Annotated in this window: 2 protein-coding genes and 2 pseudogenes; 2 read left to right on the forward strand and 2 right to left on the reverse strand. The window is 41.8% G+C overall.

Going from position 1 to position 2801, the window contains the following annotated elements:
- Nucleotides 1-173: 173 nt before the first annotated feature.
- A pseudogene (locus L2764_RS28440) lies at nucleotides 174-344 on the forward strand (hypothetical protein); the annotation flags it as partial.
- A gap of 179 nt (nucleotides 345-523) precedes the next feature.
- Here L2764_RS28440 and L2764_RS26600 read toward each other — a convergent pair.
- On the reverse strand, nucleotides 524-1756 hold the full coding sequence (locus L2764_RS26600; RefSeq protein WP_248943352.1) for an NADH:flavin oxidoreductase/NADH oxidase family protein: 1233 nt from the start codon (nucleotides 1754-1756) through the stop codon (nucleotides 524-526).
- Between the two features lie 91 nt (nucleotides 1757-1847).
- On the opposite strand from L2764_RS26600, the gene L2764_RS26605 reads away from it, so the two are divergent.
- Nucleotides 1848-2264: a MerR family transcriptional regulator gene (locus L2764_RS26605; protein WP_248943353.1), complete on the forward strand. Its 417-nt coding sequence runs from the start codon at nucleotides 1848-1850 to the stop codon at nucleotides 2262-2264.
- Nucleotides 2265-2336: 72 nt separating this feature from the next.
- Here L2764_RS26605 and L2764_RS26610 read toward each other — a convergent pair.
- A pseudogene (locus L2764_RS26610) lies at nucleotides 2337-2672 on the reverse strand (transposase); the annotation flags it as partial.
- Between the last annotated feature and the right edge of the window lie 129 nt (nucleotides 2673-2801).

Genomic DNA, 2801 nt, shown 5'->3' on the forward strand with positions numbered 1-2801 from the left:
GTGTCTTTGGTTGATACCAGAACGGGTTTCTTCAACAACGGTAAGGTGTTCGATCAGGGTCATTGGGTTACCTCTCAGAAAGTGAGGTGCGATTAGATCACAGTAATTCAGCAGATTCAATATTTGTTAACAAAGTGCGATCCCGCCCTGGTACTATGTGAGCGTCATTATTATGGCTTTTTTCTTTAGCCATCGGAGCAGAAAAGCTTTCTCCTTGGCTAGGGAAAGAAAAAACACAAAGAATTATCGATATTAGTGTCGGAGGTATAATGCTCTTTATTGCGTTAGGACTATATTTAGACCTTCAGAAAAAAAGCAGAACAATAGAATTCTCTCTACTCTGAACGAAAAAAGCGATAACGCAGTAAAAAGGAGTCAAAAACGCTGTCCCCATTCTTTTATAAAGCAGGATCCAGCTAAACGTGTTTGACTCTTTGTTGTAGAGCCCTTTGTTAAGGAAAGTGGGCTTAGAAGGCTAGGCCGCACTCTCTACGCTGTGATTAAAACACGTTTATTCCTAACATTATTTATGGGCATATCGGGTTCGGTAAATTTTAGTCAGTTTTTTAAGGCGCATGCGATCGGCAATTAATGATATGACCGGAGATGAGTTTGACTTAGGTGCTTTACCTTTTCCCATACGTTGAAGTTGGCGTTTAGTTATGGCCAAGCTTGCGAGCGCGACCAATGTTTTATCTTTCCATTTTATATTAGGCAAAAAAGCGCTGAAATCGGGTGAGGTTTTCCATCGATTAGGCAGATCAGGGCTAAAGGCTAATGCTCGACCAATGCCCACCATATCAACCCCTTCATCGAGTACCTTTTGTGCAACGGGTAAGCGCATAATGCCTCCTGTCGTCATTATTGGCATCGGTGCTTGCTTGGCAATTTCTTTGGCAAACTTAAGAAAATAAGCTTCTCGTTCAAGAGTTCGCCCATCAGCCGTATTACCTTGCATTGCAGGACTCTCGTAGCTACCACCCGATAACTCAACCAAATCGACATTTAAATGCCCAAGGGCTTTGACGACGACTAAGGCATCATTGGCATCAAAACCGCCACGTTGAAAATCAGCAGAATTAAGCTTAACAGCAACCGCAATATGTTTAGGTAAGCGTTGCTTGATTGCATCAACGATTTGGTAAAGTAAGCGAGCACGGTTATCAAGACTACCGCCCCACTGATCCGTTCGCTTATTCGTCAATGGGGATAAAAACTGTGATATCAGATATCCATGGGCAGCATGAATTTGAATACCATTAAAACCCGCCTCAACCGCACGGGTGGCTGTACACACAAAACGTTGAATAAGCTCTCGTATTTCAGCTTCTGTCATGGGGCTGGGTGTCGCAAATAACTGACTGTGTTTACCCATATCCAAAGCAATATCTGAAGGTGAAAGTACCTGCCCTCCCATAGCAGCATATACTTGACGACCGGGATGATTAATTTGCATCCACATTTTGGTACCGTTTTGAGTCCCCGCTTTAGCCCATGCTTTAAAGGGGGCGATGGGTGTATTCTCTTCTAGCACAATACCACCTGGACCGGTCATGGCACGGTGGTCAACCATCACATTACCCGTTATCAATAAGCCTGTGCCACCGGCTGCCCAAGTATGATATAGCTGACAAATATGCTCACCAGGTAAGTGCGCCGTTGCCGCCATATTCTCTTCCATTGCCGCTTTTGCTAAACGATTGGGCAGTATGGTGCCATTCGGTAACGTAAGGGGGTTAAATACAGTATGATTCATTTATAACGCTCGATATCAGTGGATTTTTAAAAAGTATAAGCTTAAAGTTAACTTTAATGTCAATAGTGCCGATGGGGTAAAAGGAGGACGAATGAAAATTGGTGAACTCGCAAAATTAAGTGGCGTGGCAGCACACACAATTCGGTTTTATGAAACCAAAGGTTTACTGCCTAAGGCAAGTCGAAATGTGAATGGTTATCGTCATTATAATAATGAGAGCGTTCAGCGACTCGCAACGATTCAATGTGCAAAACGGTTGGGTTTTAGCTTAGAAGATATTCTCACGGTATTAGCGCATAGTGAACCAGCAAAAGGATTGGATCACGATAAAGTGTTACAGCAACTTGATGTGCGATTACTTGAAGTTAAACAGTTAATCAAAGCGCTATTAGTACAACAAAATGAAATTACCCTTTTTAAACAGCAATTGCAAACCACTTGGCAGCAGGGAAAATGTATGCAAGCCGACGCCCTGTTTGACTCCAACTCAGCAATGATAACAGAATAGCTGAATAACGGTTCACAATACAAAAGTGTCACTGTATCCGACCCTGTAGCAGATTCTGTGTAACCACCTAGTTTATATGTAGTCTGCTATTCGATCTTCAAACTCGATAATAAAACGATTTAATGCTGGTTTCCAGTTTCTAATCGGCATCGTCCATTTCGTAGAAGCTTGCATAATTGCCAGGTAAACAACTTTCTTAGCTGAGTCATCATTTGGGAAGAGCTTACGATTTTTGATAGCCTTCCTGATCACACTGTTTAATGACTCAATTGCATTAGTTGTATAAATGGCTTTTCGGATGTCTTGAGGGTAATTAAATAACGTATTAAGATTAGCCCAATGTCGGTTCCAAGATACCGAAATATTAGGATATTTAGCGTCCCACTGATAGTCAAAGATAGTCATAGCCAGCCATTAGTAATCAGTAACATACTGAGATTTTTACCCGATATCAACGCTCAGCATTTATCAAATCATGATCTGACTGTTTTTAACGTAATGCCTGCTGCTGATCTGGAAAAATGAGTAATATTAGCG

Source organism: Shewanella surugensis, from assembly GCF_023284005.1.
Taxonomy (GTDB): Bacteria; Pseudomonadota; Gammaproteobacteria; order Enterobacterales; family Shewanellaceae; genus Shewanella; species Shewanella surugensis.

Coding starts and splice junctions, on each gene's coding strand:
- L2764_RS26600 (WP_248943352.1), bottom strand. CDS start 1,756: ATGAATCATACTGTATTTAACCCCCTTACGTTACCGAATGGCACCATA.
- L2764_RS26605 (WP_248943353.1), top strand. CDS start 1,848: ATGAAAATTGGTGAACTCGCAAAATTAAGTGGCGTGGCAGCACACACA.